Below are 24467 nucleotides of genomic sequence, written 5' to 3'. Positions count from 1 at the left end.
ATGAACCTGTTTTCGACCACCATAAAACGCCCTGCCAGACGCACCAACCTGGACGAGGAATCGGCTGCGGAAGTTCTTCTCTCGAAAGACGTTCCGACCATTCCTCCTCCCACCGACCGCGAACTGCTGACGCTCTGGCTGGAACACAAAGACACCTCCGCGCTGGAAGCCATTATCAGACGCCACGGACCCCTTGTCCGTTCGCTGTCATCGCGTCTATTGCGTTCGCACCACGAACAAGCCGACGCCTTTCAGACGGTCTTCCTGGTTGTCTCTCAAAACGCATCGCGCATCCGCCATCGCGAATCGCTGGCCAGCTGGATCTACGGCGTCACAGTGAGGACCTGCCTCATGTTTTCCCGCCAACGCAGTCGTCATGATCCGATCCCCGAGGAAACGGAAGCCCCCTCGTTCCCGCGCCAGGAAGTTCTCGAACACCAGGAACTCGTCCTCACCCTCAACAAAGAACTCGATCTGCTTCCCTCCCACCTGCGCGAATCACTCGTCCTCGTCTACCTCGAAGGCTATTCCCGACAAGCCGCTGCCGACTTGACGAACACCACCGAACAAACCATCAAGTCCCGCTTAGCCCGCGGCCGAAACCTGCTCCGCACCCGCCTGCTCAAACGAGGCGTCACCTTCAGCACCGCCTTCACCCTCTTCAGCGTCACAACGACAGCCGACGCAGACACCATGACCATCCCCGACCTGCTCCTCAACAAAACCCTCGACACCTGCCAAACCGGCCAACTCCCGTTGACCTTCCCCTCAGTCCCCCTCGACCCCATCGCCATCGTCCCAACCGGAGTCCCGCTCATGTCCTCAACCACATTCTACGGCACCCTCGCCGTCGCCACCTTGCTGCTGCTCACCACCCTGGGGATGGGAAACCGCGGCCACGCCGACGGACAGCAAACAGTCACTTCCGCGATCGATACCTCGATCAACGAACCAATTCCCGAGATCGATGAACTCACTCCTAACGTGATCCTCGAACAGCAGTCCGCAACAACGACTCCAGCACCAGCAACTCCTGCAGCCGAGCCCGTCCAACAGACTTCTTTGACTGAGAAACAGACCCGCGATAATCCTCCTTCTTCGTCTCCTGTCCACACCATGGAGTTATCGCTCCTGGATCGCGAAATCGAGCTCTTCAAAGCTGCTGAGAAAGGGTACCGCGACACAATTAAGAAATTCGAATCGATGTCGATCGATCAGCTCATTGAGTTTTACAAAGGCAAGGGGGTAGAGCCGGAGCAAGGTCGCAAATCCTATCTGGAGTTCTCGAATCACCGATTAGCACTCTGTACAGATCATCTCGCAGAACTGGAAGACCGCCGTCAAAAATTAATCGACGCTTCAAAGAACTATTCTGCTGTCGCAATTGATCTTATTGCCGAGGAAGCAAAGCTACGCCTGCAACTCGATGCGGCGTTGGCCGAATATGAACAACTATTAGACCGTCGCTTGCGGATCGTTGGATACCACGTTCCAAAGAAGGATATCCTTGGGAATCTTCCCGGCGAACATCTTGTCCCGCACATTGACGAGAAAACGGCAGAACTGAAAATCGAGATGCCTGAACTGCAGGCCAAAATCATCGACCTGACCCAACAACACGCACAAGTCAAAGCCAAACTCGATGCTCCTGTAGGGTCCGCTATGCGGACCGTCAATCCGCCCACAACTCCCATTGCTCCTCCCGCCGTCGCCGACGTCGATCTCTCTGTTGGCACTGCCAATCCACGATCCATGGAACTGCAACTGCTGGAGATTGAAATTGAGATGCTGAAGGGCTCGATCGAGTCCGCCGTAGCCATGATGAAGAACGCGCGAGAAAACCCGAAGTATCTTGTTGAGACTTTGAATTTCTGGGGACCACCTGACCTTGCAAATACATCGCATGAGGAAAGACTCAAGCAATTTCTACTGATCGAAGAGCCGAGATTAGAGGCATCCCAAAAGCAACTTGATGAAGCACAACAACGTCGAGTCGAACTGCTAGCACACACTGCTCCAGATTCAGAGGATCGTTCTCTCGCTGAGATCGAAGTACGACGTCTCGATTCACTTATTGCACAAAAGAAAGAACTCTACGAGCGAATGCTTCTGGCAGATCTCTACAGTCGACGTGGAGCATTGCCTGCCGATGTCGCGATCGACAACCGCATTACGAGCCTGGATCCAGAGAAGATCGATGAACTCAAATTCGAAATCCTGAAACTCGCCATCGAGAAACAACGCGCCGAGCAAGCCTTGCAGAGCATGCAAACCGCCTCTCCCTCGCCATCACTTCCCGCCCCCGTAGGATCCGCTGTGCGGACCGTCAATCCGCCCACACCTCCCATCGCCCCGCCCGCCGTCGCCGACGTCGATCTCTCCCCCAATCCCATCAATCCCCAACCCACTCCCAACTTGCCACCCCTCAAGCAAAGCGAACAGTCGCTCCTCGACTTGAAAGTCGAACGAGCGGAATTGCAACTCAATAGCATGCAACGACTCCAAGAATCCAATCCTGCCTTAGTCAGCAGAAACGACCTCCAACTCAAACTCCTCGATGCGAAGATCGCGCTGCAGGAAGCGTTGTTGGAGCGAGAGCGGTTTCGGGCGGAGCAGGAGCCAGATTCTCCAACCTCAGAATTATTAGCTTCACCGATTCCAACCCCAGCCGAGCCAATACCACTTCACGATGTCAACTCAAAGCCCGCTAATTCTGTGACTCCCCCCATTACCACTCCCAAAACCCTCGGCGTCAAATTCTCCAACGATTTCAACGCCAAACTCACCTTCGACAAACTCACGCTTCCCGAACCCGATACGGGAGCAGTTCAGCCTATTCCAGCGGGCATTCATCCGGTCACGCTCACTTACAAATCCTCCGACAACGATCAGACCTTCTCCCAGCCACTGATTCTGGAAGTCCTGCCAGAAATCAACGAACTCGATATGGGCGAACTTTCAGGCGACTTTCAATTAACTCTTGATAACCTCGCGTTGATGCAAAAGGGACTCTTCGGCCAGGCTCTCGTTGCCTACGACAGACCTAACAACCGCATCACCGCCAGCGGCCGCGTCGGATCAGGAGCATTGGTTTCCCAGATCAATACGATCGTCGATCTGGAAGCCATTCGCGCGGGAGCCAAAGACTTCAATTCCAATCTGCGAACTTTCGGCCGGGACCCTCAACAACGCGGTCACATCGTCGCGATTCTTTATTCGCCCGACTACGACAAGAACGTCAAGTTCCGGCATGAATACTACTCACCTAGAAGTAGCCGTAGAATTCCAAGAGGTTCTGGTCCGACGGAATGGTCGCTTCTGACTCCCGACGGCATTCCTGCCATCGGAACTGCTGTCGAACTGTTTTATGTCAATGCAGACGCATCCTCAATTGAAGACCTTCGAATTGAATCTGCTGACCCCGATGCCCCCGTCACACAAAAATTCAAGATTGCCGAAGTCACTGCCAACGAGATCTATCTTTCACCCATGGACCAAAGCCGGACTTCACTACAACCACTATCGCGATCGTTCTTTTTCCAACAAGCAAAAGAGAAATACCTCATCCTGGTCCCCAAAGATAAATACACCCCGGAATCCCTCAGCACAGAAATCTGGAACAAGCTCCATCCACCTGCAAAAGACTAGCGCAACTCTTTCGCACAATACTGACACGTCGTCCTCTCTGACGACGTCTCTTTCCCGCAATGCCAGCAGTTCAGCCGCGCCTGTTTTTGGCTCAGGTCGGTCACCATTTCCAGCGTCTGTGACCCCAGCCACAGATACAGCGGCACGCCGATCACCAGCAGCCCGACAAAGCTGCCGCCAATCACCGCGATCCAGTACAAGAAGCTCCATGCTCCCAACATCATTCACCTGCGTCATTCATCTCAGAAGATACTTCACGCATCTATTATATGCACGACAGGGGAGTCAAAACACAACCCTTTCCCATTTCCTTCTCCACAACACAGCCGAATCGCACGGGAATTTCCGGCCAAAACAAATTCCACACACAACAGCATGACTTCCTCTTCTCAGCCCGCTTCACGCCGGATAAAGTGAGCGGCTATGACCACCTCGACCGCCCCCACCACGCCCACGCTTGCGCCCCCCATTGTCCAGCCAAGAGTTCTCTTCGGCATGGTTTGTGGGTTGCTCGCGGCCCTCTGCTACGGCAGTTCCAACGTCTGCCAGCGCTTCATCGCCGCAGAACGGGCCGACGTCAGCTGGGCGATCTTCGTCTGTATGTTCAAGCTGCTGCCTCTGCTCGTCATGGGCATCGCCGGCATGCTCTGGGCAAAATCCCAGGGACGCCCGATCAAAACCACCCGGCGCATCATGATCACGATGTTTTTCGCTGGACTCGTCATGCAATGGCCTGGCAACATCCTCATCCAACTCGGCATGAGCTACTGCGGACTCGCCGTTTCGGTGCCGCTGTGCTTTGCCTTCATCCTGATCTCGGGATCGCTGTTTGGAAAGTGGATCCTCGGCGAAGGCATTTCAAAACGCTCCGTCATCTCGCAAGGCGTCCTCGTCATCGCGACCGGCCTGCTCGCCATCGGCGCCCCGCAAGCGGTCGACTCCGTCGCGGGCACCACCTCAACAGCCAGCATCGCGTTTGGCATCACCGTCACGATCATCTCCGGCATCGCCTTCGGCTACGTCGCAGTCCCCATGCGTGAAGCCGTCAAAGACAACGGCTCTGTCTCTGCGTCCATGGCCATGATGGCCGCCGCAGGGGTTCTGAGCTGCGGCGTCGTCAGCTGTTTCACCATGACCCCACAAGCCCTCACCGATATCAGTTCGACCTCCTGGTCAGCCATCATCGGACAAGGCATTCTGACCGGCGTCGCCTACATCTTCATCAGCCTCGCCTTCGCCAACCTCAGCGTCATCCAGGCCAACGTCGTCAACGCCTCCCAGATCGCCCTCGCAGCCCTCGGCGGTGTCCTCGTCTTCCACGAACCCGCCACCATCTGGCTCCAACTCGGCACCGTCCTCAACATCCTCGGCTTAGTCAGCATGGACCACAAAGCCCCCGAAGAAGCAACCCCCGCAGAACTCAACGCCGTCGAAGCCATCGAAGCCTGGCCCAACCACCCCGAATCAGCCCTCGTCCACCAGACCGCCGAGGTAGCTTAGACGGCTTTGTTCCTTCTCCCTCGGGGAGAAGGTGGCCGAGTCGAACCTCAGGTTCGCGAATGAGTACCGTCGAGGTCGGATGAGGGATTTCTTGGACGTTTTGGATAAGATCTCTCCCCTCTATGCAAATCCCCGTCTGGCGTGAAACGCTCCCCGAAGTCGACAGCACCAACACCTACTGCCTGACCGCTCTTCGAAACAATCAGCCCGTCAATCTCCCCTGGCTGGTCGTTGGCGAGAAACAAACCGCCGGTCGAGGACGCGGGGAAAATCGCTGGTTCGCAGGCGACGGAGCCCTGACGTTCTCACTCGTCATCAGCCCCGCCGACTTCGGCCTCAAGTCAGACACGCTCGGCCTCCTCTCCCTCTCAACCGGCGTCGCGATCTGCGAAGCCCTCGAAAGCTTCTACGCTCAACTCTCTCTCAAAGTGAAGTGGCCCAACGACGTCTACCTCAACGCGAAGAAACTCGCTGGCATCCTCATCGAATCCGCCCACGGCCCCGAAGGCCCTCTCGTCATCGGCGTCGGCATCAACACGCACAACTCGCTGCTGAACGCCCCTGCCGACGTCCAGCAACGCGGCATCAGCCTCAAAGACGTCCTCACCGATCTCGATTCCAACGACACGCTCGTCGACACCATCACCCAACGCATGCTGCAAAGCTATTTATCCCTCGGCCAGTCACCTGCAGAAACTTCAGAATCTCTCCGAGACCGCTTCCAGTCCCGCTCCTATCTCGACCGACGCGACGTCACCATCACCACCGGCGAAACGATCCACAAGGGCACCTGCATCGGCATCGACACCCGCGGCGGCCTCATCCTCCAAGCCCCCGCCGGCACGAAAACCCATTACGCCGGCACCGTCCGTCTCACAAACGATTAACTTGGGTGGCCCAGCCGTTCACGGCTGGGTGAGCACAGCTCACAAGAAGCATCACCATACGCGTACAAAATCACTCACGCGATACCTCCAATTGCAGCAGGCTTCTCGTTGCTTCGTATTCCAGCCAAAACCAACTGGACTCGCTACAAGTTAAACTAACCGCAATTGAAGCCAGCGCGGTCACAAAAGACGTTCCATGCTCACAGCTTTGGGTGAGCATGCTGTTTCGTTTGACGTTGGAGCGTTCAGAACATGCTTGCTCAAAGCCGCAAGCATGGCACATTGGGAAAAGCCGCGCGGAATTATGCGGTGATTGGTATTCTCACCTTACAACGCTGAACTCATTCGAATTCACATACGCCCAGGCAATATCCTCCAGTGTCTGCTGATACATCGCCAATTGCTTCTCTGCAGTTCCCGTCGCCTGATGACGCGTCGCCAGCAAGGCTCGACGAAACGCCGTCAGTTCCTTCTCCGTCGGCTCCCGTGACAACGTCTTCTGGCAGATTGAACGCACCAGTCCCTGCTCCTGCTCCGACGTCAGACGAGCCGGGTTGATGTCTCTCATCACGCTGACCGCGATCGCCTTCACGGTCTCCTGGCTCATCTCGCCGTTGATCAGTTCAAGAGCCTGTGGAACCGTTCCATCAAGGAGATTCACTTCATCATTCTCATCCGTCTGCGAAGCAATCGAGAACTGACGAATCCACTCATCGCGCCCCTTGAGATAACGATCCCAATCCTGTCGGTTCTGAGGATACTCCTCGCTCATCAGGGAAAACGAATCATACACCTGCTCAGGCGACATTGGCTTCAAATACATCTTCGAAAAGACAGGCACACCAGCTGCAAGATCGGCTTCGGGAGTTCCGGTCGTCTCGCTGGAAAGTCGATACAGATCGCTCAGACAGATCCATGTCATCAGACGCTTCGTATCAAAGTCCGACGCCGCAAACTGCTGTGACAGGAACTGGAACAGTTCCGGATAAACAGCAGGATTGTGGCTTCCCAGGTCATCAACTGGATTCGTAAATCCATAGGTAAAGAAGTACGACCAGATGCGATTCACATACGCAGCCGCCAGTTCGTTCTTCCCCTGATTCTGCAGAATGCGAGCCAGTTCTTCGCGACGATTGACATCGCCTCCTTCGCCAATCGTCACCCCCGCATACGATGGAAACGCCACATGCATCACATCGTTGCGCGATTCATAAAACGTCGGCCCGCCTTGTTTCAGATTGACGAGTCGCACGCCGCCGTTAGGGCTGCTCGTCATCGTACTCATTTTGTTCTGCAGTTCTTCGCCACCCGTGACTGCCTGGATCTTCGTCTGCTTGAAGAAGCTGTTGAGCTGCCAGAAGTCGGTCTGACGAGAATCATTGAACGGGTGATTGTGACACTGCACGCACTGCATCTGCTTGCACAGGAATAACCGAGCCGTCACCGCGGTTGCAGGGACCGCCTGATTATTAAGGTGAGCAACCAGATAATTCGCAGGCCCGTTCTCCGCAGGATTCCCCTCAGCAGAAATCAAATCTGCAACGACTTCATCCCAGTATGGCTTTTCATGAAAACGATTCGCCAGATACGAGCGCAGTTGATTGGAATGCACGAGCGCGTTGGGTCGTCGTCCCACCAGCAGCGTCGTCCAGTAATCAGCGAAGTGAAGAGCATACGCTTCCGAAGCCAGTAACTTCTTGACGAACCGTCCGCGTTTGCCATCACCCTCAGCAGACTGAAAGCCATTCATTTCTTTGACACTGGGAATGCGTCCCCACAGGTCCATTGTCACCCGTCGCAGCCAGACATCATCACTGGCAAACTCCGTCGGCTCGACACCCTGCTCCGTCCATTCATCATGCAGCAACTGATTGATCTTCGCGATGACGGCCTCATCATCAAGAGGTTTGCCATCATCGACGACAGCCACCATATTCTGCGTCGCAGGCGTCACCATCGGCTCCAGGAACGAAGGCGGCAACCCAGGCTCATCCTTCATCAGCGGCTTGCGACCGTCGGACTCAACGATCGCGTTGGCATCAGGCCCACGCATCGGTGGAGAGATGATCGGTGTCGCGACATCAGGACGAACAACCGTCGGCATCTGAGTATCAACGACCAGCGGCGCGTCGATCGTAGGATGAGCCGCTGGCGTTTTCTCAACAACAGACGTTTCCCCAGCCGACGGCTGAGTCTTGGAAACATTCTCCACGATGATCGGCCCAGACTCGTTCTTCGGAGTCCAGAACACGAACACGCCAAACATCAACGCCAACGCAACCACTGCCCAGCTGGCGGGCTTCGCCATCGCTCGACGGACAACCTTAAGAATCCGGCGTCGACTGATCGCAGGACGACTACGCGTCCGCTCGCCAATCCGCCCTTCATCCCACAGCAACTCGCCATGCACTTGCAGATAGTCGAGGTAATACTGCGTGTAGCCCGGATGACTCATCACCAGTGTTTCAAGACGCCGCACTTCCTCAGCCGTCAATGACTGATCACAAAGCTTGCCCAGCAACGCGGACAACTCGTCAATGATCTCAGGCTTGATAGTGGAACTGCGAGAACTCATGAATCTCTTCTTCTGATCCTTCTCCCCCGGGGAGAAGGTGGCCGAGTCTTCGAGGTCGGATGAGGGAATTCTGGAATGTTTTATTCAACCAGTATGCGGATGCTGCTCAAGACTCATCTCACGACGAATACACTCCAGGAGCGTCTTGCGAATCCGCCCGATCGATTGATAAATCGAATTGGCAGGACGATGCAGACGCTCCGAAAGGTCTTGTGTGCTCACATCCGGGTTATATCGGTTCTCAATGATCTCGCGATCTTTAGGACGCAGTTTATTCAGACAGTTTCGTAACGCCCGCTGCTTGAGTTCCGACAGACCATCATCCTGAACCAGAGTCGCGGAGACGATGTGCTGCAGAAACTCATCGCTGTAGATCAGCTTACTGCGTTGTTTACGTTGTCGGAACTTCAGGATCTCATAATGAGCAATCTGGCAGACCCAGGCATAGAAATTCGTACCACGCTGAAACTGATCCAGCTTGGTCAGGATAACGACATTCGTCTCCTGCAGAATCTCTTCCGCCTGATCAGGATTGCCCGTCGCATGCAGGATGAACACGTACAATCGACGTTGCGTCTTCGTGAAGAGACTGATCAATTCGGAATCCGCGTGAATCTGAATCTTCTTCAGTTCCCCGTCAGTTCCCGAATTGATTTCGTCAGGCTGCTCGCCCGTCAGATGGTCCTGTTCTCCAGAAGACATGCCAGAGCGCTGCTTTATGAATCAAAAGGGCGTCGGTCAAAAACTACGACAGCAGTTCTGCAATCGGAGTACCGCCGTTGGCGATCTTCATCGGACGACCACGCTTAGAGGTGTGAACCGTGCTCAGTGGAATGCCCATGGCCTGCGCGACTGTCGCCCACAGGTCGCCCGGCAGGTAGCTTTGGCTTTCGATACCAACGCCATCCTTATCGGTTGCCCCGACAGCACGACCACCCTTGAGACCACCACCGCCGATCGCCAGTGACCAGCTCGATGCCCAGTGATCGCGTCCGACATCCTGGTTGATGCGAGGCGTCCGGCCGAACTCACCCATCACCAGCACGACGACATTGTTGAGCATGCCGCGGGCCGTCAGGTCGTTCATCAGAGCAGCAACCGCCTGATCGAGAGGCGGCAGCTTGTTGTTCTTGAGGGCGTTAAAGACACCGTTGTGAAGATCCCAGCCGCCGTCGTTGACTTCGATGAACGGCACTCCGGTCTCGACCAGTCGACGAGCCATCAGCAGACCGCGTCCCAGGTTGTTATTACCATACGCTTCGCGTGTCTTGGCGTCTTCCTGCTCGGTCTTGAAGGCTGCCATCTGCTGAGAGGTCAGCAGGTTCTTGGCCTGGACGTAAATGTCTTTGTGAGCTTGTGGCAGCTCACCACGATTCGAACGAATGAAGTTGTCTTCGATCACCCCGAGCATCGACAGACGCTGACCAAGACGATCAGCCGTCATATTGCGCATCTCAGCGTTGCGAATGTTTCCATTCCCATCAACAACGAACGGAGCATGCGACATCCCCAGGAATCCCGCACTCCCGCCACCGCCGCCGATGGAGATGAACGATGGAATTTCCAGGTAAGAACGCTTAGCACCCAGTTCATAGCTGACGACCGAACCAAAGTCCGGGTGCTCAACAGTCGGGTTAGGAACGTAAGCGGTGTGCATGTAATAACGACCACGCGCGTGATCCGCTTCGCGTGTACTCATCGAGCGGACGACACTCATCCGATCCATGACTCCGGCCAGCTTCGGCAGCTGATCAGAAATCTGGAAGTCACCCTTGGTCGCAATCGGCTTGAACTCGCCGCCGTTCTTGGATTCTGGCTTGAGGTCCCACATATCGATCGTCGGAGCACCGCCACCCAGCCAGACCATGATACAGGCCTTCTCGGCCTTTTTGACCTGCTGCACGTTGGCACTCAGGTGCTCCAGGAAGCCCAGCGTCGGAACCGTCAGAGCAGCCCCTGCAGCAACGTGCTGCATAAAGTGACGTCGATCAAGAAGTGGATTGAACATGACGGGAGTTTCCTTTGAAGAAGTGATAGTTCCGAGTGTCTTCGTAGGGTCCGCTGTGCGGACCAATAATGGACGTTCTATTCGAGTAAAGGCCGACGAGACTCAAGCTGGTTCAACAGTCCGTACAGCAGCCCCAACCTTTAGTAAATCAACTGAAACTCGTTGCTGTTAAGCAGCGCCCAGTAGAGATCTTCGTACGCTTCGCGGATCGTGGCTTTGCGGTTCAGAACCGGACGGAGTTGATTCAATTCCGCTCGTGTCGGAGACCGGCTGAGGACTGTCTGATACAGCTCCTGTACCACGTCGTTTGGATCTTTCGCAGCCGCAATGACCTGCTGTAGACGAGTCGCCTGATTCTCCGCGAGGGCACGGTTAATCAGTTCGCCGTTCATCATCATCAGGGCTTGTGGGATCGTTCCGTTGAAGTTCGTCGATTCGTCGTTTTCATCGGTCCCAAAGGTTGTGATGAACTGCTGCAACCAACGCTGACGATCCGCCTGAGCCTGTTCCAAGTTAAGTTCGCCAGCCTGAGCCGGCAGCGTCGCGACGAGCATGGAGTCATAGACCTGCTCTGCCGTCATCGCCTTGACATACATCCGACTGAACAACGGCGACTCTCCCGCAGCGGGGTTATCGATCTCGTTCGAGTTGCTGAACTTGCTTTCGAGTTGATACGACTCACAGCTGACAATCCACGCCATCAACTGTTTGACGTTGTAATTCGACTCCGCGAACTTCGCCGTCAGGAATTCGAGCAACTCAGGATTCGACGGTGGGTTGTGAGGTCCGATGTCATCGACAGGTCGAGTGAATCCATAACCGAAGAAGTGAGCCCACATTCGATTGACGAAGGCCCGGGCCACGTGACGCTCTTCATCTGCTCTCAGCAGCTCACCAAACACCATGCGTCGGTTGACCTTCTCATCAGGCCCGATCTGCTTGCCGAAGTAATTCGGATAAGCGACCTGCATGACCCCGTTGCGTTTTTCAAAGTAGACCGGACCATCGAACTTGCCATTCTGCAGCTCGGAATAGTCGTCCACCTGACGTCCCGAATTGGGATCCAGCTTACGGTGATCAACACGTCGAGCTTCTTTCAGGAAGCTGTTGAATTCCCAGAACTGCGAGTGCTGCCACTCATTGAACGGGTGGTTGTGACACTGAGTGCACTGAACTTGAATCCCCAGGAACAGACGAGTCGTCTTGGCAGTCGCCTGAACGCCCCCATCACGATCCTGCATCTGACTCAGCAGATAGTTGACCGCACCATTCTCATCAAAACGACCCTCTGCAGTTACGAGATCAAACACCATCTCGTTCCAGGGTTTGTTTTTAGCCAGCGATTCACGCAGATACTTCTGCATTCCCTCACGACTGGTCCGGTCGGGCGTTCCCTGACCGATCATCAGATTGGTCCAGACTGTCGTCCAGTTTTTCACATAGTCAGGATGATCCAGCAGACGCAGGACCGCGTGCTGGCGTTTGGCTTTGTCTTTATCAGACGAGAAAGCAGCAATTTCTTGAGATGTCGGAATATGACCATGCACATCAAGTGTGACCCGACGCAGCCACTCACCATCAGCAGCCCGAGCGGATGGCTTGACCTCATTGTCCTCCCAGCCCTGCTTGATCATGCGGTTGATTTCCGCCACGATCTGCTCATCTTCGCCACTCATGCGGACCGACTGGGCAGACAGCGATGACACAGCCATCAAGCTGACAAACATGACAAACGTGATTCGAATCGCGATAGCTCGCATGATTGAGGTCTTCCCAGACAGACACAGATGGGACCGGAACATCAGATGTGATCACTCAGAACACTCTGGCAAAAGTTCTCAGACGGAAAGGAACCGCCGGAACGCCACAAGTCGTTGTGATTGATTATTTTGCCCATAGTTATACCCGCAAAGGCAGGCCGACGTTCGAGAGGATTTCACCGAAAAAATTTCGAAACACCACAATATTCTTCCCCGCCATGTCGAACCGGTCCAGACGTCCCCCGTTTCGACCACCCGCACGTCGTGAAAAATCCCCCCACCCTTGCAGTGCTTAACATTTCTCGAAACAATACGTCCCGCTGATCAGCTCACCGACACATTTCACAAGTGAAGCCAAACCCATGAACTTCCACGACTTAACGCGACAGTTGCAAAAAGACAACGGCTCAAAAATCGTCCTTCTCGTCGCCGACGGCCTCGGCGGCCTGCCGATGACTCCTGGCGGCAAAACTGAACTCGAAACCGCCAAAACTCCCAACCTCGACGCCCTCGCCAAAACCGGCGTTCTCGGCCTTTCGACTCCCGTCATCCCCGGAATTACCCCAGGTTCAGGCCCTGGCCACCTCGGATTGTTTGGCTACGATCCCCTCGAATACAACATCGGCCGCGGCGTTCTCGAAGCCCTCGGCATCGATTTCGAGCTCGGCGATAAAGACGTCGCGATCCGCGGCAACTTTTGCTCCCTCGACGACAAAGGCAACATTTCCGACCGCCGCGCGGGCCGCATTTCGTCCGACATTGCCGCCAAGCTGTGCGAAAAACTCGACAAAATCACGATCCCAGGCGTCGAAGTCTTCGTCCGACACGTCAAAGAATACCGCCTCGTCATCGTCTTCCGTGGCGATGGACTCGAAGGGGATGTCGCGGATACCGACCCACAAAAGACCGGCGTCCCTCCCCTCGAACCACATGCCCGTTCTGCTGGCTCCAAGAAAACCGCCGAAGTCGCGACCGCGTTCCTCAAACAGGCTCGCGAAGTCCTCAAGGGTGATTTCCCTGCCAACTTCCTGACCCTCCGCGGCATCGACTGCAAGCCCGTCATCCCGACCTTCAAGGAAGTCTACGGCGTCCGCCCGGCCGCCATCGCCGTCTACCCGATGTACCGCGGCCTGGCTCGCCTGGTCAGCATGGACATCCTCGACGCCGGCCAGACTCTCGATGATCAGTGTGAACGCCTGAAATCATCGTGGAATGATTACGACTTCTTTTTCATGCACTTCAAGTACACCGACTCGACTGGCGAAGACGGCAACTTCGACGCCAAAGTCAAACGCATCGAAGAACTCGACGCCGCGATCCCGAAGATCATGGCCCTCAAGCCAGACGTCCTCATCGTCACGGGTGACCACAGCACCCCCGCCAAGATGAAGTCGCACAGCTTCCACCCCGTCCCGGTCCTGCTCTCCTCCGACCTGGTCCGCACCGACGCCTGCGAATCCTTCGGCGAAGCCAGCTGCCTCTCCGGCGGCCTCGGCCAGTTCCAGGCCAAATACCTGATGAGCTTCGCCTTAGCCCACGCCGGCCGATTTGAGAAATACGGGGCGTAGGTTTTGGCTAAAAACATCGAACGATAAAGGGAGACAGCCTGTCTCCCTTTTTTATGCGCCTTACTAGGGACCAAACAGCATTTAGTGGGAATACACCGTAATGTCGACCATCTCATCGATCACAATTTTTGACTACGACCAAATCGAAGATCGACAAACTCGACTCATCCCACTGATTCAACATTTTGGTGGGCAGATTGATTTGATGGGAGACATATGTTGTCATCATCCAGACGAAGATGGCAACATGGATTGCTTGCTCATTCCAATCGGAGATCGTGATCCATTTGAGCTGGCGACAGAACTGATCGCACAACGAGGAGTGAATTCATTCGACTTTTATCTCGTGATTGAAGGGATCACTCGTTATTTCACTCTCAGTGCCGATCCAAAGTACTTCTCAATCACAATCAATGCAGAACGAGTCACTATTAATGGTACGCGACATACTGACTTCACCTGGTATCACAAAGTCTTCATCGCAAAATTGACTGACAACTTCATTCGCCCTTATTATATTGAGTACTTTGATGTGCTGGGGTAGACACCAAGCCTTGCAGTGAGATCCAAATGATCTGGAAAGAACGAATCTCCGTCGATCCAAGCATCTGTCATGGGACTGCCTGCATCAAGGGTACGAGAATCATGGTTTCCGTGATTCTCGACAACCTTGCTGAGGGAGTAGCGACTGATCGCATCCTGCAAAACTATCCGACGCTTAAGCTTGAAGATATTCACTCCGCGATCGCCTACGCATCGGAACTGACTCGCGAACGGATAGTGACGTTCGACGAGGTCGCGACATGAAAAGGTAAGTCAGCACACCGCGAGGGCGAGGCTCCGTCCGAGCCGCTGTCCCGCGTTGCACCCTTTGACCAGCGAATAGACATCAAATGGCGTGCATGCGAAATTAGAAAACCGGCGAGGCCAACGCCGTCCAATTCACTGCTATAGTTTCGCAATGCAAAGGAGCGGCTCACACGGAGGTTCGCCCTCCCGCTCCGCAAAAATCACTCCACCGAAAACGCATACACCGTGTGATGCTTGTATGTCTCGCCCGGTTTGAACACGCTCTTGGGAAAGCTCGGCGTGTTGACGGCGTTGGGGTAGTTCTGCGTTTCGAGGCAAAACGCACTCTTCTTGCCGTACGGTTTGCCACCTTTGCCCGCAGGGACGGTCATGCCGTTGGCGGTGTAAAGCTGAATCCCTGGCTGGTCGGTATAACACTCCATCACCCGGCCTGACTTCTGGTCAACAACGCGAGCCGCTAGCACAACGCCCGGGCCTTGGCGGTTGATGACGTAGTTGTGATCGTAGCCGCCGGTCTGAGGCAGTTGCTCGATCCGATCCCCGATCGGCGTCGGCTGGCGGAAATCGAGCGGCGTCCCGGCAACGCTCGCCAGTTCGCCCGTCGGGATCAGCCCTTCGTCGACAGCCGTGAAGCGGTCTGCGTTGATCATCATGACCTGATCGGCGACCGACTTTTCCCCTTCACCCGCGAGGTTGAAGTAGGAGTGATTTGTCAGGTTGATCGGGGTGGCTTTGTCAGTCGTCGCGGTGTAGTCGATCTTGAGTTCGTTCTTCTCGGTCAGCGTGAACGTCACGACGAAGTCAACATTTCCGGGATACCCTTCTTCCCCATCGGGACTCGTGAAGGTGAAACGAACCGCGTTCTCTGCTTCGAGTGGTGTGGCGTTCCAGATGACTTTATCCAGACTTCGCTTGAGACCGCCGTGGAGGGCGTTCTTGCCGTTATTGACTGGGACCTGATACTCAACTCCGTCAATCGTGAACTTGCCGAACGCGATGCGGTTGGCGACTCGCCCCGTGGTGCAGCCGAAGTAGGGGTTGTGTGGGCCTTCAAAGCCAGTGACGTCATCAAAGCCAAGCAGGACGTCGGCTTTCGTTCCATCGCGTCCGGGGACGATGATTTTCGTCAGCGTCGCGCCGCGCGTCATCACGCCGACTTCCATCCCCTGGCTGTTGGTGAGGGTGTACTCGACGACCTTATCGCCATTCTTCGTTACGCCAAAATCCGCACTAACCACGCCCGCGACTCCTGTATCAGAACACACCAAAATGAAGGCAAGGAGACAAATCAGCCGTTTCATGGAAACCTCCGAGCCAGAAGTTTTTTGCGACTCCGGGAGGGCGAACCTCCGTGTGAGCCGCTTCTTTGAATTGCGAAACTGTAACCACGGATAGAACCGCGATGGCCTCGCCTGCCTTTCAAACCCATGCATACCGATCGTCGTCAAACAATCGGTCATTCGCTGCAACACAGGACAGCGGCTCGGACGGAGCCTCACCCTCCCAGTTCATTGATCCTAACGAATCAATATCACATACTGCCAACCATCAAACTCGGATTTTCAAAAAGAAGAACGGACAGAAGTCGCAATAGACCTCTGCCCGTCTCTCTGTGAACTCTGTGTCCTCGGTGGCTAAGTTTCTTTTTCTTAACCTTTGCGAGAAGGCTCGATCAACACCTTCATCAGGCCAGGAGCACCCTTGTAAAGCTTCTCGAACCAGGCAGGGCCTTCTTCGAGAGTCGCCGTTGCGGAGATCAGAGGCTCGACGTTGATTAACCCTCGTGACAGCAGGTCGATACACTCCGGATATTCGCCATTGCAGCCACAGGTTCCCTGCAGGCGGACTTCTCTTGTGACGACCGACTGCAAAGGCAAAGTGACCTCTGGAGAGAGATTCCCCACCAGCGTGACCGTTCCCCCTTTGCGAACGCAGTCGATGGCGGTCTTGATCGTGGGTGCAGCCCCGACTACTTCCGCACAGATATCCGCACCACGTCCGCCGGTCAGTTCCTTGACCTTCGCAGCGACGTCGCATTCCTTCGGATTGAGTCCGACATCCGCACCGAGCAGCTTAGCTGTCTTGAGCTTCTCATTATCGAGATCAACCGCGATGACCTGACTGGCCCCTTTCAGCTTCAACGTCTGGACCACGAGCAGACCAATCATCCCGGCTCCGACAACGACAGCCGTATCGCCGAGAGTCACCGGCGTGACGTTCGCCGCGTGCACAGCGACCGAGACAGGCTCGATCATCGCCGCCTGACGGAAGCTGACAGTCTCAGGAATCTTGTAGACGATCTGCTGAGGCACGCGGATCAGTTCCGCAAAAGCGCCGTGCTGACGATATTCGCCACACGAAACCCCCAGCACCCGTCGGTTGTCACACAGGTTGCGCTGGCCACGCAGGCAGAAGTGACACTTCCCGCAGAAGACCATCGAATCGAACGTGACCCGATCACCCACTCCAAACGAAGTCACTTCGGCACCGATCTTCGAGATGATCCCGGCGGCTTCGTGCCCCATGATCAACGGCGGAATACGTCGTCCCGTGCTGCCGTCGTAGCCGTGGATATCGCTGCCACAGATCCCGCAGGCTTCGACCGCGACAATCACATCCAGCGGCCCACACTCCGGAGACGGGAAGTCCTGAAGGTCAAGTTTCTTGTATTCGTTGAGCACCATCGCGCGCATAAGGTCACCTGTTGAGTTTGGAAATTGGAAATTAGGAATTGGAAATTAGCCGATCCGCTTCGCCAGGCTGTTCCCTCTGGCTAATTTCTAATTTCCAATTACTAATTACTATCTGACGGTTTCGGATCGTGGGCGTTGTTCGCGGTGTGGCCTTCTTTGTAGTGTTCGGCCAGGAAGTCGCGACCAAAGTCCCCTTTGAAGTCTCGCAGGACCGCATGGATGTGATTGTGGTTATTCTGTGAGTTGGCAAACTCGATCAGAAACTCCGAACTCACAATGCGGTAATAATGTTGTTGTCCCAGCTCTGTCCCGCCCGACCACGCAAATCGCAGGCCTTTCCCATCTTCGAGCAGGCCCTTGAATTTCGTCCCCTGAAGAATCTCCGGCTGGAAGCGTCCCAGGTAAACATTGACCAGCGAAAGCAGTTTTTGTTGTTGCTCAGCGGTCAGGTCTTCGAACACCAGACCATGTTGTTCGAAGGTTTCACGCTTGGCGGTTCGCTCATCCGAGGTGATGACTTCATCAACGTTACTGCCAGGGATCATCACCTTCTTCATCTGCTCAGCCGTTAGCGTCTTGACCAGATCCAAGGCAATCCGCTCTTCGCCAACCAGAACTTCCGTCCCCTTCATTGGCCCTTCTTGAATGATGGCCGGGTTAGTGCCGAAGAACGATGGCGTGACCGAGAATTTCTTGCCATCAATGATCGTGACGTTGACCGACAGGTGGTGACCTTCGAAGCGCCAGCCCCAGGTTCCCGTTGCACTCGGCGTCCCGAAGATCGAAACGTAATAACGCTGCGGGTTGCGGATCTCGTTCCCTTTTTCAAGCTCGAACAGGAACTGCTCTAAAGACATGATCGACATCGCCTCCAGGAAGCCGCGGTTCGACAGCGCCGTCGCCGGCAGGGCCTTCGCGAAGTTCTTCTGGTTGGGCTGCATCTGCTCGATCGTCAGCCCCTTGCGAGCAGCTTCCGGCTTGATGAATTTATCGGGCACGAAGTGGAAATCTTCCCGCTCTTCATCGCCGAATTCAAAGACGACCTGCTTACGCTGCTCTTCCGTCAACGACATCAGAAGACGATTGGCCGCCGTCGCCATCAACTCAGCAACCTGTGGAGCCGTCTTGGCAGCAGCGGCTCCATGACCGGGGTGTGCCCACGTCGATGACGTTCCTGCAAAAACCAGACAGGAGATCGCCAGACAGAAGACAGCCAGAGATTTTTTCATCACATTCCTCATCGAGAGCATTCACGAGTGACCAGACAAATCAATTTTCACTCACCCGTTATAAGAAAACTCTCACCTAAACACAAAGCAGATGATTCAACAGTAGGGTGCTGGTGAGACTCCGCGAACCGCACCAATTGTGGAGACAAACGTCGTTTGGCTGATGAACAAACCCTCAAACAAGAAAAAGAAAGAAGTGAACCACAGATAAACACAGATCGACACAGATAAAACATCCAGAAGATGTATCCCATCCCTCTCTATCTGCGTCCACCTGCGTTCATCTGCGGTTCAAATCTCTTCTCTTCATCCGTGTTTCTCCGTGTTCATCCGTGGTTTGGTTTATTCTGTGGTTCAAATAAACGTCTGCACCGTCGGCTTGATCACCATCTCCAGGACATTCGCCCTCGGAGGCAGCTTCGCGATCATAATAACAGCCGCTGCGACATCTTCCGGCTGAACCATCGCAGCACGGGCTTCCGCACTGGGAGGAACTGGTCGACGGTCCAGAATCGCCGTCGCGACTTCGCCCGGGTAAATGGTCGTCACGCGGATACCGTGCTTCTTCTCTTCTTCTGCGACAGCCGTTCCGAGCGCCGAAACAGCAAACTTCGAAGCACAATACGCGACCCCTGCCAGTCCCGCGATCGCGCGCAGCCCGGCAATCGAGGCGACACTGATGATCAACCCGTCTTTCTGCTCCCGCATCCCCGGCAGCACAGCCGCTATGCAGTTGTAGGCTCCGGTGGCATTCGTCGTCAGCACCTTGTCCCAGTCTTCCGGGACCATCTCAGCCATGGACCGCTTGGCGATATTGATCCCGGCGGAGTTGATCAGGATATCGACACCACCCAGGATCTCTTTAGCCCAAATGAAAAACGTCTCGACGCTGGTCCGGTCGGCCACATCGAGCGGGTGATAGCCGACAGTGTGCTCTCCAGAAATCCCCTCAGCGACGACTTTCAGTTTCTCGACTGTTCGACCGCCGATGACCACTTTGCAACCCTCAGCTGCGAGCGCTTTAGCGATCCCCTCGCCAATACCCGACCCGCCACCCGTAATGACCACCCGTTTCCCTGACAGTTCCGACATGACTGATCCGTTTCCTGCTGAGCGTCACGCTATTCAACGTGAGAATGTATGAACTTGAGGATGTATTTCGTCACCTTGATCTATCGTACGTTTCGCGACGCAAATACACAACGATCGCTTGAAACCCTTCCGTTTGCCGTGCGAATCGGTTTTCTGTAAGGTGGCATCAACAAAACGGCACTTTTTTGCGCTCGCTGACAACCACCGGTGACTGATGCTAACTCCCGAATCGACTCCGAACAACCACGCCGTCGAGCCGCCACGCAGCCTCGGACGAATTTTGATGCAGATGGGCCCCGGGCTCATCATCGCGGGCTCGATCGTCGGATCCGGTGAACTCATCTCGACGACCAAAACCGGCGCCCAGTCCGGCGTCACCCTGCTGTGGCTCATTCTCTTCGGCTGCATTATCAAGGTCTTCGCGCAGGTCGAGATCGGTCGACACACGATTCTGACCGGCCAATCTTCCCTCCGCGCCCTGAACAGCGTCCCCGGCAAGATCGGGCCGATCAACTTCATCCTCTGGACCTGGATCGCGATGATGCTCGTCAGCGTCGTTCAGCTCGGCGGGATCGTCGGTGGCGTCGGCCAGTCCCTCGCGATCGCCTGCCCGGTCACTCGGGATTACATCAACGCGATCGCGATCCCCAGCAAGAATGAACTCAAACATTACATCAAGTACCGCGACGCCATCGACACCCAGCACGAATCTTTCACGACACTGGCTGACGAAGATCAGACACGCATTCGTCGAGGCATCGACCGCATCGAACAACAACTCTCGATCGCTGGCTCTCCCGGTGAAGAAGCCCTCAAACAAATGCGAGAAAACGGGAACTGGGCAGACCCTTACACCTATGACGATAAACTCTGGGCTCTGATCATGTCCGTCCTGACATCCTATCTGCTTTACGCCGGGTCCTACTCGCTGCTGCAAAACCTCACGACCGCCTTCGTCTTCACCTTCACACTCGTGACCATCGGCAACGTCGTCGCCTTGCAATTCACCCCCAGCTGGTCAGTCAGTTCCCAACAGATCATCGAAGGCCTCTCCTTCAAACTGCCGCCGAAGACGTCATCCTCCAATCCCCTCAGCACCGCGCTCGATGCCTTCGGCGTCATCGGCGTCGGAGCGGCAGAGCTGATTCAGTACCCTTACTGGTGCTTAGAGAAAGGCTACGCCAAACACGTCGGCTACCGAGACAACAGCGAAGCCTGGGCAACCCGCGCGACCGGCTGGATCAAGATCATGATGCTCGATTCATTTCTCTCGATGATCGTTTACACGATCGCCACCGTCGCGTTCCTGATCCTCGGCGCCTCAGTCTTATACCCCGAAGGTCTCGACCCTGATGGCATGCGAATGGTGAGTACACTCGCCGCCGCCTACCGCCCCATCTTCGGCTTCTACGCCAGCTGGCTGTTCCTGCTGGGAGCCTTCTGCGTCTTGTTCTCAACCTTCCTGGTCGCGAACGCCGGTCATGCCCATACCCTCGCCGACTTCTTCAGCATGCTTGGCTGGCGAAAAGAGACCAGCGAAGAAGCATCGAATCGAAACATCGCCACCTGGGGAGCAGTCTTGCCGATGCTCAACTTCGCGATGTACTGCACCGGCGCCAACCCGGTCCGCGCGATCCTGCTCGCCGGCATGATGCAGGCTCTCCTGCTCCCCATGATCGGCATCGGCACGCTGATGTTCCGCTACTCCAACAAAGACCCCCGCTTCAAACCCGCCCTCTGGTGGGACATCTGCCTGATCCTCTCCGTCCTCTCCTTCATCACAATCGCCAGCTGGACCCTCTACGAAAAAGGCCGCTACCTGCTGAGCCTGCTCGCGTAGGGTCCGCTGTGCGGACCGTAAATCGCGTGAGTGAAAAGTTTGGGAGTGAATTGGTGTTGGTTGGCATTCCATCCTCAATAGATGGTCCGCACAGCGGACCCTACAAAAACTACTCCTGCTCTTTCACCTGAATCTTCAACCCCTGCATCAACTCAATCGTCGGCAGGAACAGTGCAATCGGAAATGGCGACTCACCCGCTAAGCTCGATTGAGCCAGCTTAATATGCCCGGCTCCAATCCCTCCTTGCCCCAGCGTGGCATCGACCGGCAGCCAGCGATCGCCAACCCAGGCTTCCGTCCACATGTGACCTCCAAAGGAATTCAGCGCGTCGACATACACCAGCCCGACACAAACGCGCGATGGAATCTCTTTCACTCGCAATAGCGCCGCCAGCAGAACCGCATGCTCCGTACAATCCCCCTGCAGGGACTTCGCAACTTCCGCAGCCGTCGCGAACGCAGTGCTGAAATCCTTGCGATTGAGACGCTTAAAGACTTCCTTCTCGAGCGCCAGCGCCTTCTCTCCCGGCGTCCCTGTCACATTGATCGCCTTCGCTAGCGCCAAGAGCTGAGGATCTTTCAGTTCCAGGTACAACGAAGACGCCAGGTACTCATCGGGTTTGACCTGATTCAGATCGGTCTCAGGATTGACGGGGAACTTGCCCTCCGCATCGATTTCAATCTGGATGATCCGCTGATCGCCAGATCGCTTTTCAGTGACTTTCTGATACATCCCGCTGGGGATCTCGCTGATACTCGAAGAGGATGGCACGCTTAAAATGTAAGTCGCCTTCGTTGTTTGATGTCCCTTTTCAAGCCGCGGCGTCGGTTTCACCAGCGAGTTCATTCCAATATCAATCATCTTCGGCATGATCTCGGTCAGCGCGATCTCCTTGGTCGTTGCCTGCGTGACCAGGTTCATCCCCATCTGCTGTACTTCACTGCGGACGAATTTATTCTTCGCATCGAGAAACACCTTACTCACCGTTCCCGGCAGCAGACTGCTCTTCTCCAGAATGACGTTATACGTCCTTTCCTTGCCCGCCTTATCCTTAACGACGACCTCCCCCTGCCCGGTATGCGTCACCGTAGCAATCTGACTGTACTCCGCCATGAAGACTTTCATCTGTCGGACATCTCCCTTTTTCAAGGGCTTTGTCTCGAGCAGGTAAGAGGCGTAATCTGCACTCATAAAGTCATCGCTCCAGGGAATCTCTTTCTTCGCCTGCGAGTTCCCTGTTCCTGTTGTGACTTTCATGACTTTCCCGTCGCGCTCTCCGCTGCTGGTGATCGACATGAGAGGCTTGTTATCCATCACGAACTGAAATGATTTCACTTTTCCATCCGCCGACTGCACAGTGACATGGGTCGCATCAATGGCAATCGTCTGTCCGAACCGGCTGACTTCCAGGTGCTCGTTGGACGTAAAGGTTAGCTCACCATCCTGACCGACACTTCGTGCCGATTTGCGATAACCCGCAGGGTTGCCATCAATCAGAATCTGTTCCCACGTCTCTTCGCTCTGAGCGGCGAAGACGCTGGGTTGCAAACAGAAAAAACTACAAACAATCAGACAATGGATTGTAAAAAATCGACTCAAGTTGACGTGACCTGCCCGCATGCTCGCTCCTTCGCCTGACTTCGTGATTCACAATTTTCATTTTCAGGCAGATGCCGCACTCCGTCATTACGACTCATACGACCGTCATCCCCCGCCGTGACTACCAATTGAACGATCAGTCTCGACGACGTTTCCTGCCGCTACAGTTTCTCTGCTTTACCCAACCGTTGCAACCGGACCTCGTCCCTATCAGGACAAGTCATCGCATCTTCCATACGTGGTCTGTTGCACAAACTCGACGTCCCATTTTCTTCGTCGCAATTTTTCTGCTCCGACCACCTCGAAAAACACATGCTATGGTTTTCTCGTTCAACGGAACAAAAACAGCATGGACGGCTCACATCTTCGCTCTCGGACGAGAACGAAGTGGATCGGAGGGAGTCCCAATCATTGAGCCGCACGACGTCGGCCGGGCATGTCTGCCCTTACAAACTCCGCACGTCATACAATACACGTTAGGTCGTCACCAATGGGTTTCTTGCGAAAAACAACCACACACGGCAGCCGCGGCACCTCCCCGGGGACAAGCCACCAAAACGCCTTCGACGCGCTGAACGAAGATCAGATTCAGCGTCACCTGAAGACCGCCCGTTATGGCAGCTTCCTGCTGTCAGATGCCGTTCGGCCGTCCTTCAATCTGGAAGTCGTTCCCAGTGCAGGTTTCCGTCAGGAGATCTACAAAGACAAAGACACCGGTGCCAACATCCCGGTCATCATGGCCGCTCAAACGCGTGAATCGGTCATGGACCTGTTCATCGACCTGCTCGAACCACTCGGCGATGAAGTCGATGTCGTCCTCGAGACCAGCCACAACCAGAACGGCGATAAGCACGAAGACCTCCACCGCGAGTCCATCGACCTCCCGGTCCTCCGTAGCATCCTGTACGACTACGAAGACCTGCTCGTCAATGATGGCTGCACCGGCATCGCCGTCCTCAATCCGCACATCCCTCTCGAAGTCCAGTTCGATGAGCACAAGCTGATCATCATGTACGGCGAAGAGACCGACGCCTTCGTCGACATCCTCGAATCTTACAACGTCCAGAAACGCGAAAGCATCCGCTTCATCACGGAAGCCGAACACGTTCACTCGACCAGCGAAGAATACATCCGTCGCTTCGAAGAACTCAAATACCACCTCGGCATTGAACGATAGTCTGGTAGTGGCACAGGCATTCCTGCCTGTGAGTTCAACTGGACAGACAGGAATGCCTGTCCCACTGTTCCAGATTTTGA

18 protein-coding genes are annotated in these 24467 nt (G+C 55.2%); 8 read left to right on the top strand and 10 right to left on the bottom strand.

Annotated features, from left to right (window positions below):
* A complete protein-coding gene (locus SH248x_RS20090) occupies positions 1-3648 on the top strand; it encodes a sigma-70 family RNA polymerase sigma factor (protein WP_459556111.1) in 3648 nt (1215 codons plus the stop codon).
* Here the strand turns inward: SH248x_RS20090 and SH248x_RS20085 are convergent.
* The gene (locus SH248x_RS20085) at positions 3645-3872 is read right to left on the bottom strand and encodes a hypothetical protein (protein WP_459556110.1); all 228 of its coding nucleotides are present in this window, start codon (positions 3870-3872) and stop codon (positions 3645-3647) included. The two genes, SH248x_RS20090 and SH248x_RS20085, sit on opposite strands and share 4 nt — an antisense overlap.
* Positions 3873-4071: 199 nt before the next feature.
* Between SH248x_RS20085 and SH248x_RS20080 the strand changes: the two genes are divergently transcribed.
* Together SH248x_RS20080 and SH248x_RS20075 are read left to right on the top strand one after the other, a co-directional pair.
* Positions 4072-5148, top strand: coding sequence for a DMT family transporter (locus SH248x_RS20080; RefSeq protein ID WP_459556109.1), 1077 nt, complete (start codon positions 4072-4074; stop codon positions 5146-5148).
* Between the two features lie 122 nt (positions 5149-5270).
* Complete coding sequence (locus tag SH248x_RS20075; protein WP_459556108.1) at positions 5271-6035, top strand: biotin--[acetyl-CoA-carboxylase] ligase; 765 nt, start codon at positions 5271-5273, stop codon at positions 6033-6035.
* A gap of 322 nt (positions 6036-6357) precedes the next feature.
* Here the strand turns inward: SH248x_RS20075 and SH248x_RS20070 are convergent, their stop codons facing one another.
* The 4 genes from SH248x_RS20070 to SH248x_RS20055 all read right to left on the bottom strand — a co-directional run bounded on the left by SH248x_RS20070 (position 6358) and on the right by SH248x_RS20055 (position 12378).
* Entirely contained in the window at positions 6358-8610 is a 2253-nt protein-coding gene (locus tag SH248x_RS20070; RefSeq protein WP_459556107.1) for a DUF1549 domain-containing protein, read from the bottom strand.
* Between the two features lie 84 nt (positions 8611-8694).
* Entirely contained in the window at positions 8695-9312 is a 618-nt protein-coding gene (locus tag SH248x_RS20065; RefSeq protein ID WP_459556106.1) for a sigma-70 family RNA polymerase sigma factor, read from the bottom strand.
* 43 nt (positions 9313-9355) lie between these two features.
* The gene (locus tag SH248x_RS20060; protein WP_459556105.1) at positions 9356-10618 is read right to left on the bottom strand and encodes a DUF1501 domain-containing protein; all 1263 of its coding nucleotides are present in this window, start codon (positions 10616-10618) and stop codon (positions 9356-9358) included.
* Positions 10619-10758: 140 nt separating this feature from the next.
* On the bottom strand, positions 10759-12378 hold the full coding sequence (locus SH248x_RS20055; RefSeq protein WP_459556104.1) for a DUF1549 and DUF1553 domain-containing protein: 1620 nt from the start codon (positions 12376-12378) through the stop codon (positions 10759-10761).
* A gap of 362 nt (positions 12379-12740) precedes the next feature.
* Here SH248x_RS20055 and SH248x_RS20050 point away from each other — a divergent pair, with 362 nt between their 5' ends.
* From SH248x_RS20050 to SH248x_RS20040, 3 genes are all read left to right on the top strand, one after another.
* Positions 12741-13946, top strand: coding sequence for a 2,3-bisphosphoglycerate-independent phosphoglycerate mutase (locus SH248x_RS20050; protein ID WP_459556103.1), 1206 nt, complete (start codon positions 12741-12743; stop codon positions 13944-13946).
* Positions 13947-14046: 100 nt separating this feature from the next.
* Positions 14047-14490 (top strand): hypothetical protein, encoded by a 444-nt coding sequence (locus SH248x_RS20045; protein ID WP_459556102.1) that lies wholly within the window; start codon positions 14047-14049, stop codon positions 14488-14490.
* 26 nt (positions 14491-14516) lie between these two features.
* Positions 14517-14753 (top strand): DUF433 domain-containing protein, encoded by a 237-nt coding sequence (locus tag SH248x_RS20040; RefSeq protein ID WP_459556101.1) that lies wholly within the window; start codon positions 14517-14519, stop codon positions 14751-14753.
* Positions 14754-14956: 203 nt separating this feature from the next.
* Here the strand turns inward: SH248x_RS20040 and SH248x_RS20035 are convergent, their stop codons facing one another.
* The 4 genes from SH248x_RS20035 to SH248x_RS20020 all read right to left on the bottom strand — a co-directional run bounded on the left by SH248x_RS20035 (position 14957) and on the right by SH248x_RS20020 (position 19770).
* Positions 14957-15994 (bottom strand): aldose epimerase family protein, encoded by a 1038-nt coding sequence (locus tag SH248x_RS20035; protein WP_459556100.1) that lies wholly within the window; start codon positions 15992-15994, stop codon positions 14957-14959.
* A 411-nt stretch (positions 15995-16405) separates the two neighbouring features.
* Positions 16406-17449 (bottom strand): galactitol-1-phosphate 5-dehydrogenase, encoded by a 1044-nt coding sequence (locus tag SH248x_RS20030; RefSeq protein WP_459556099.1) that lies wholly within the window; start codon positions 17447-17449, stop codon positions 16406-16408.
* Positions 17450-17550: 101 nt separating this feature from the next.
* Entirely contained in the window at positions 17551-18678 is a 1128-nt protein-coding gene (locus SH248x_RS20025) for a DUF3500 domain-containing protein (protein ID WP_459556098.1), read from the bottom strand.
* A gap of 354 nt (positions 18679-19032) precedes the next feature.
* Positions 19033-19770: an SDR family oxidoreductase gene (locus SH248x_RS20020; RefSeq protein WP_459556097.1), complete on the bottom strand. Its 738-nt coding sequence runs from the start codon at positions 19768-19770 to the stop codon at positions 19033-19035.
* A 214-nt stretch (positions 19771-19984) separates the two neighbouring features.
* On the opposite strand from SH248x_RS20020, the gene SH248x_RS20015 reads away from it, so the two are divergent.
* Positions 19985-21610: an NRAMP family divalent metal transporter gene (locus SH248x_RS20015; protein WP_459556096.1), complete on the top strand. Its 1626-nt coding sequence runs from the start codon at positions 19985-19987 to the stop codon at positions 21608-21610.
* 109 nt (positions 21611-21719) lie between these two features.
* Here the strand turns inward: SH248x_RS20015 and SH248x_RS20010 are convergent, their stop codons facing one another.
* Positions 21720-23159 (bottom strand): transglutaminase-like domain-containing protein, encoded by a 1440-nt coding sequence (locus SH248x_RS20010; protein ID WP_459556095.1) that lies wholly within the window; start codon positions 23157-23159, stop codon positions 21720-21722.
* Between the two features lie 541 nt (positions 23160-23700).
* Here SH248x_RS20010 and SH248x_RS20005 point away from each other — a divergent pair.
* Positions 23701-24387: a hypothetical protein gene (locus SH248x_RS20005; RefSeq protein ID WP_459556094.1), complete on the top strand. Its 687-nt coding sequence runs from the start codon at positions 23701-23703 to the stop codon at positions 24385-24387.
* Positions 24388-24467 lie beyond the last annotated feature (80 nt).

The sequence above is a fragment of the Lacunimicrobium album genome (assembly GCF_052161635.1).
GTDB lineage: Bacteria > Planctomycetota > Planctomycetia > Planctomycetales > Planctomycetaceae > SXPC01.
Note: the sequence above shows the minus strand (reverse complement) of the source record. Positions and strands in the feature narration are given on the sequence as shown.

Excerpts from the sequence above, each read along its gene's own strand:
- SH248x_RS20075 (WP_459556108.1), top strand. The coding sequence starts at position 5,271 with ATGCAAATCCCCGTCTGGCGTGAAACGCTCCCCGAAGTCGACAGCACC.
- SH248x_RS20060 (WP_459556105.1), bottom strand. The coding sequence starts at position 10,618 with ATGTTCAATCCACTTCTTGATCGACGTCACTTTATGCAGCACGTTGCT.
- SH248x_RS20025 (WP_459556098.1), bottom strand. The coding sequence starts at position 18,678 with ATGAAAAAATCTCTGGCTGTCTTCTGTCTGGCGATCTCCTGTCTGGTT.
- SH248x_RS20040 (WP_459556101.1), top strand. The coding sequence starts at position 14,517 with ATGATCTGGAAAGAACGAATCTCCGTCGATCCAAGCATCTGTCATGGG.
- SH248x_RS20080 (WP_459556109.1), top strand. The coding sequence starts at position 4,072 with ATGACCACCTCGACCGCCCCCACCACGCCCACGCTTGCGCCCCCCATT.
- SH248x_RS20090 (WP_459556111.1), top strand. The coding sequence starts at position 1 with ATGAACCTGTTTTCGACCACCATAAAACGCCCTGCCAGACGCACCAAC.
- SH248x_RS20065 (WP_459556106.1), bottom strand. The coding sequence starts at position 9,312 with ATGTCTTCTGGAGAACAGGACCATCTGACGGGCGAGCAGCCTGACGAA.
- SH248x_RS20070 (WP_459556107.1), bottom strand. The coding sequence starts at position 8,610 with ATGAGTTCTCGCAGTTCCACTATCAAGCCTGAGATCATTGACGAGTTG.
- SH248x_RS20030 (WP_459556099.1), bottom strand. The coding sequence starts at position 17,449 with ATGCGCGCGATGGTGCTCAACGAATACAAGAAACTTGACCTTCAGGAC.
- SH248x_RS20050 (WP_459556103.1), top strand. The coding sequence starts at position 12,741 with ATGAACTTCCACGACTTAACGCGACAGTTGCAAAAAGACAACGGCTCA.
- SH248x_RS20045 (WP_459556102.1), top strand. The coding sequence starts at position 14,047 with ATGTCGACCATCTCATCGATCACAATTTTTGACTACGACCAAATCGAA.
- SH248x_RS20015 (WP_459556096.1), top strand. The coding sequence starts at position 19,985 with ATGCTAACTCCCGAATCGACTCCGAACAACCACGCCGTCGAGCCGCCA.
- SH248x_RS20055 (WP_459556104.1), bottom strand. The coding sequence starts at position 12,378 with ATGCGAGCTATCGCGATTCGAATCACGTTTGTCATGTTTGTCAGCTTG.
- SH248x_RS20020 (WP_459556097.1), bottom strand. The coding sequence starts at position 19,770 with ATGTCGGAACTGTCAGGGAAACGGGTGGTCATTACGGGTGGCGGGTCG.
- SH248x_RS20085 (WP_459556110.1), bottom strand. The coding sequence starts at position 3,872 with ATGATGTTGGGAGCATGGAGCTTCTTGTACTGGATCGCGGTGATTGGC.
- SH248x_RS20005 (WP_459556094.1), top strand. The coding sequence starts at position 23,701 with ATGGGTTTCTTGCGAAAAACAACCACACACGGCAGCCGCGGCACCTCC.